Origin of the sequence: Sphaerospermopsis sp. FACHB-1094, assembly GCF_014696195.1 — a bacterium.
GTDB classification, from domain to species: domain Bacteria; phylum Cyanobacteriota; class Cyanobacteriia; order Cyanobacteriales; family Nostocaceae; genus Sphaerospermopsis; species Sphaerospermopsis kisseleviana.
In genome coordinates this window covers 1-6157 of record NZ_JACJPT010000184.1, presented here as the reverse complement: position 1 = coordinate 6157, position 6157 = coordinate 1, and the positions used below count along the sequence as shown (strand labels likewise).

Genomic DNA, 6157 nt, shown 5'->3' with positions numbered 1-6157 from the left:
TGATCGTGTTAGCCTGTGGACTAGATAGTGCCGACACTGCTAGGGTGAAACAGGAAGAAAAAGCCAACTTTTGTTAGCATTAGTTAGCTTTTTTGTATCGGCTACAGGCTAATAAAGAAAGAAATTAGTGCAAGGGTTTTGAAGAATAGATTGGAAAAACTGTGCATTTCTAAAATCTAAAATTTTCTTCCCCATCTCCCCTGCCTCCTACCTCCTGCCTACCGTTGTCCTGTGACAATATATGCAACTCGTTGTCCAATATTAGTAGCGTGATCTGCCATTCGCTCTAAACAGCGAATTGCTAGTGTTAATAGTAGAATTGGCTCAATAATCCCTGGAACATCTCGCTGGGATGCTAACATCCGATATAAATTTTCATAAGCACTATCTACAACATCATCCAAAAATTTGATACGCCGACCACTGACTTCATCTAAATCTGCTAAAGCTACTAAACTAGTTGCTAACATTGCTTGGGCTTGGTCAGACATCAGCGCAATCTCTGTTAAACAAGGATGAGGTGGATAAGGAAATATTTTAATGGCTATTTCCGCTAAATCCTTGGCATAATCTCCAATACGTTCTAAGTCTCGTACTAATTGCATAAAGGCACTAAAACAACGTAACTCTTGAGGTGTAGGTGCTTGCAGTGTCATCATGGATGTACAATCTGATTCTATTTGTCTATAAAAGTGGTCAATTTTTTTATCTAATCGGGGAAGTTTCTCGGCTGCGGTTAAATCGCGATTAAATAAAGCTTGATGGCTCAGGCGAAATGATTGTTCTACCAAAGCTCCCATACGCAATATATCGCGCTCTAAACGCCTAATGCTGCGTTCAGGTTCAGGTCGTTCAAAGTTGGGATTATAAAAAACAGCTTTCACATCTTTAATCTCAAAATTTTATATATTCTTAACTATAGTCTTCACTTAGTGGGTTTGCCATGACTTGAGGCAGGTGAATTTGTATCCAAGCACCACCGGTTTCGGGATGGTTCATGGCCTTGATTGTGCCACCGTGGGCTATGATAATCTGGCGGACGATGGACAAACCTAAACCACTACCAGTAATTGCGGTTTCACTACTTTCAGGCTCATGGTGTCTGGCTTTGTCTCCTCGGTAAAATCGATCAAAGACGTGGGGTAAATCTATAGGCGCAAAACCAAGACCAGAATCAATGATATTAATTTCCAATAGTTGAGATTGATGATCGTTCATCATAAATTCACTCACAGAAATCACGTTAACTTCAATGTGAATATTAGTGTGAGGGAGGGTGTATTTAATACAGTTATCTAATAAATTGACAAATACTTGGTGAATGCGGGATTTATCAGCTTGGATGCTGATGCTTTCTAAACCGGAATAAGAAAGATTAAGATTGTGATATTGCGCTAATGGCTCTAAATTTTCCCACACTGAGAAAATCAGCGATCGCACTTCCACCGTTTCCAGATGTAACAACATGGTGGAGTTAGTTTCCATTTGTGTTAGTTCTAACCAACTTTGCACCAAATTAATCAACCGGTCAACTTCCTGCATCAAACGCTTCACCCAACGATTCAAGGGCGGATCTAAACGGCTTTGCAGGGTTTCTGCTACCAGACGAATAGAAGTGAGGGGTGTTCTCAGTTCATGAGCGAGATCAGAAAAAGAGCGATCGCGCTGCTGATTCATATCTAGCAATGGTTGGCGATTTTCTAAGAATACACCTACCTGTCCTGCTGGTAAAGGTAAACTGGTAGCCTCCAAAGCCAAAGGCTTTAACTCTAACATAGCTTTAGCATGATCACGGGAAGGGTGAAAAATCCATTCTCGCACCTGCGGTTTTTGCCAATCACGGGTTTGCTCAATTAATTGATCAAGTTCATAAGACCTTACCAACTCTAACAATAAGCGCACCTGTCCAGGTTGCCACCTTTGCAGATGCAATATTTCCCGTGCTTGCTGATTACACCATAATAGTTGATTTTCCTCATCTACTTGCAAATATCCTAAAGGTGCAGAATCAAGCAGTTCTTTGTAGGTTTGCAATGACAACTGCAAATCTTGTTGCTGTTGCTTCACCATTGACATTTCCTGCCGCAAGCGGGGGAGTACAGGCAATGCTATTTTATAAGAATGGGAGTTTAAAGGCTGGATCACTCGCTCCAAATAACTATTGAGTTGAAACTGTTGCCAAAGCCAAAAACCAAGGCCGACTGCCAAACCCAGAAGAAATCCCAATAAGAACATTTGAGTCGTTAGTTGCTATTTAATTACTCAAAACTAACAACTATATGCACCAATTAGCCAAAACGATAGCCAAAACCTCTCACAGTCACAATATACTCTGGATGGCTGGGATCTTGCTCTAACTTTTCCCGTAACCAGCGGATATGCACATCTACTGTTTTGCTATCACCTAGAAAATCAGGTCCCCATACCTGATCTAACAATTGCTCCCGTGACCATACTCGACGAGCATAACTCATAAATAGTTCCAGCAAGCGGAATTCTTTTGGTGATAAATTTACCTCTTTTCCCCGCACCAACACCCGGCATTCTTGAGGATTTAAACTAATATCTTTATACTTGAGTACGGGTATTGATGGTAAATTACTTAAACGTTGCCGACGGAGCAGGGCGCGACATCTAGCCACCAGTTCCCGCATACTAAATGGCTTGGTTAAATAGTCATCTGCTCCTACTTCTAAACCCAGAACTCGGTCAGTTTCACTACCCTTAGCACTGAGAATCAAAATAGGTACTGAGTTACCTTGATGACGCAATAACCTGCAAATATCTAATCCATTAATTTGCGGTAGCATCAAGTCTAAAATTACCAAATCAAAAGCAGATTCTTCTGAATTGAATCCGCAATTTCTGAGATACTCTACAGCAGATCGGCCATCATTAGCAGTGATGACTTCATAACCTTCTTCTTCCAAAGCCATAACTAGCATTTCTCGGATGAGTTCTTCATCTTCTACTACTAGAATGCGGCTAGTTTGTCCAAGTTCCGCTTTAGCAGAATATTTAGTTAATTCAGTGGTATACATTGATAGCACAAGGTTTTGAGACTGTACTCGTCTTGATAATTGCTTAACTACTCATCATCTACATTGATTGCAGAGTAGCTATTTTGGGCTGATTGTATTGAATATCACAACTCAAATATATCATAAATCACATTTCCTCGCAATGAACAAGTATTTTCAACCACTTTGGTGATTTATTCTGGTTAATTGACATTCCCTCGACTAGAATTCGGGGTATTGGGTTTGCTGAAAAAGTTATCTGTGAAAGACCAGTGACAGGTGACAGTTTCAAGAGTTGCAGGACTTACGCAAAAGGGAACGAAAGTAGGGGTAATTCATGAATTACCCCTACGCAAGAATAAGGTTTTCAGTCACATCTTGCGTAAGTCATAAGTTGGATAGGAACGATTTTTTCTTTAAGTAGGAATTAAATGCAAGGTTTTTCAGTTGCCACCTCATACAAGCTTGCACTTTTTGAAAGCACTTCGGCTTACTTCGACTTACTTCGACTTACTTCGACTGCGCTCAGTACAAGTCGCTCAGTACAAGTCGCTCAGTACAAGTCGCTCAGTACAAGTCAAAATAGCTAAAACCCTTTACCTGTAAAGTTTTCAGATTTATATGGCTAACGCCACGCTACGCTATCAGCAAGCCATAAATAATGCCAGTATTTATTGCGTGGCAAGGGGTTCATCGTTTTGATAAACGCAATTTAGCATAATATGTAATGCAGAACCATCAATAATAAATAATTGATAATTATCAATTATCAATTATCAATTAATCTATTCTGTCTTTGGTTTTCCTAGTCCTTTTGGTGGTTGTGGTCTTTTACTTTTGGCTTTATTATTTGTTTGCGCTTTTTGGTTATTTTGATTGGAATTACTGTTTTGGTTAGACATGAGATTTATCTGTAATATTTATTTAGTGCCGATTTTATCTACATCAGCAATATCTATTATTCCCGAAATCTATCAGAGATATTACTGATGTCACCTATTTAAGCAAAGCTAGAAAAGTCCAAATTGGGTGGAATATCTTGAATACGTCCAGGACCAATGGCTTTTAAAGCTTCATTTAACAAGATATCCCCAGTATACAAAGCTTTACCCACAATTACACCTGTGACTCCTTGGGGTTCTAAAGATAATAAACTTAACAAATCGGTAACAGAACTAACACCACCAGAAGCGATGACGGGTATAGAAATTGCTGCTGCGAGTTCTCGTAATGCGTCTAAATTCGGTCCTTGTAATGTACCATCACGGTTGATGTCGGTGTAGATGATAGCTGCTGCACCTAATTCTTGCATTTGGGTAGCGAGTTGGGTAGCTAAAACTTCCGAGGTTTCTAACCAACCGCGTGTAGCAACTAAACCATTACGGGCATCTATGCCAACTATAATCTGTTGGGGAAATTCTTGACAAAGTTCTTGGACTAGCTGGGGTTGTTCGACTGCCACAGTTCCCAGGATACCCCATTGCACACCGAGATTAAATAATTGTACAACACTAGAGCGATCGCGTAAACCTCCACCAACTTCAATGGGTACTGAGACTACATTACAGATGGCTTCAATGGCTGCTAGGTTAACGATTTTACCAGCTTTTGCCCCATCTAAGTCAACTAAGTGTAATCTGGTTGCACCTTGGTCTACCCACATTTTCGCAGTTTCGGCGGGGTTTTCGCTGTATACTTGCGATTGTGCATAGTTGCCTTTATATAGGCGTACACAACGACCTTCTAATAAATCAATTGCTGGTATTACTTGCATAATTGGTGATTGGTGATTGGGTAATTAATTTTATGTTTCCCCATTATTACCTATTCCCCATTTCCACAAAAAGACTTTCTCTGCAAACCTTAAGAGGTTGTTGGAAAAGTCTATTAGACATCTCCAGAAAAGAAATTATGGAACTTATTTATGGGGGCGGGTCGAAGCTTATGGGATATCTAGATGTCTGATTTTTCCGTTAAATTATCGCCCATAAGCTTCGCCCCTACAACTTATGACAAATTAATACATTCTATTTTGGAGAGGTCTATTGTAGTTAATGAACTGGTGCAAGTAGGAATTGAAAAAATAATTCGTACAGGTACTTGCAGTTCAATTCACCCTCATATACCCGTTGGTAGTATAGTATAGTGGTGCTTTGTGTCGTCAAGGTGCAGTAAATGATATTGCACCAGTGGAATATCCAGCAATAGCAAATCCGTTTTTAACAGTTGCTTTGCTAAAAGTTGCACAATAATTATAATGTAGAGTATTATTTGGGTATTACTGCTTCAGTAAATACCTTCTATGAAGGATAAGAAAGAAATGATTCAGCTAATTCTCATTTAATAGCGATCGCCTGTAAGTTGGGTGATATTGGGTTTTTCTTCACTCCAACCTAACGTCTATAAGTTTTTCTTTTAGGTTTTAAGATTTTGTGCATTTAGTTTGTATAACTTTTGCGGGCAAAATGCCCGCACCATAAAAACAACATCAGGATTATTGGATTTAGGTGTGTAACAACTCAGTAATTAAGGAGATTACTATGAAAAATTTGTTGCTCATTCCTTCTGCTGTTTACGATGTTTTGTTAGGTTTTGCTCAATCTGATGGGTTTTGGGCGAATTGGCAAACTGCTTTTGGCACAAATTATGATCCTATCAAAGCGACGGAATTACGACAGCAGTGGCAAAGTCGAGATTTCAGCGAACTTCCCTCAATTGAGGTAGTGAGTGGGGAAGTTTTGGGGACGGCGAATGGTGCCTATGCCAGCAGCAATAACAAGATTTATCTATCAGAATCTTTTTTAAATACAGCCTCACCAGCCGCGATAGTTAATGTGATTTTAGAAGAAATTGGGCATTATGTGGATGCTCAAATCAATCAGACTGATAGCGTGGGAGATGAGGGGGCGATTTTTGCGGCACTAGTACAGGGTGAGGTGTTATCTCCCGGTGTATTAGCACAATTAAAGACCGAAGATGATGGAGGTTGGCTAGAGGTAAATGGTCAAAAACTAGATGTAGAGTATAACAACCCCACCGTAAGTCTATCCCTGACCTCACCCACCACAGTTACAGAAGATGGAACACAAAACCTATTCTATACTTTCACCCGCACCGGGGATACTACCAATTCCCTA

At 39.9% G+C, this 6157-nt stretch carries 4 protein-coding genes and 1 pseudogene; 1 reads left to right on the top strand and 4 read right to left on the bottom strand.

Annotated elements, in window-relative coordinates; all coding sequences use genetic code 11:
• Positions 1–218: 218 nt before the first annotated feature.
• The 4 genes from phoU to hisA all read right to left on the bottom strand — a co-directional run bounded on the left by phoU (position 219) and on the right by hisA (position 4794).
• On the bottom strand, positions 219–884 hold the full coding sequence (gene phoU, locus H6F47_RS26445) for a phosphate signaling complex protein PhoU (protein ID WP_190651717.1): 666 nt from the start codon (positions 882–884) through the stop codon (positions 219–221).
• Between the two features lie 28 nt (positions 885–912).
• Positions 913–2235, bottom strand: coding sequence for a PAS domain-containing sensor histidine kinase (locus tag H6F47_RS26440; protein WP_137666397.1), 1323 nt, complete (start codon positions 2233–2235; stop codon positions 913–915).
• A gap of 53 nt (positions 2236–2288) precedes the next feature.
• Positions 2289–3041, bottom strand: a complete 753-nt coding sequence (locus H6F47_RS26435; RefSeq protein ID WP_190347970.1) for a response regulator transcription factor — start codon at positions 3039–3041, stop codon at positions 2289–2291.
• 979 nt (positions 3042–4020) lie between these two features.
• Positions 4021–4794: a 1-(5-phosphoribosyl)-5-[(5-phosphoribosylamino)methylideneamino]imidazole-4-carboxamide isomerase gene (gene hisA / locus H6F47_RS26430; RefSeq protein ID WP_137666399.1), complete on the bottom strand. Its 774-nt coding sequence runs from the start codon at positions 4792–4794 to the stop codon at positions 4021–4023.
• A gap of 766 nt (positions 4795–5560) precedes the next feature.
• Here hisA and H6F47_RS26425 point away from each other — a divergent pair.
• Positions 5561–6157: pseudogene (locus H6F47_RS26425) on the top strand (hypothetical protein); the annotation flags it as partial.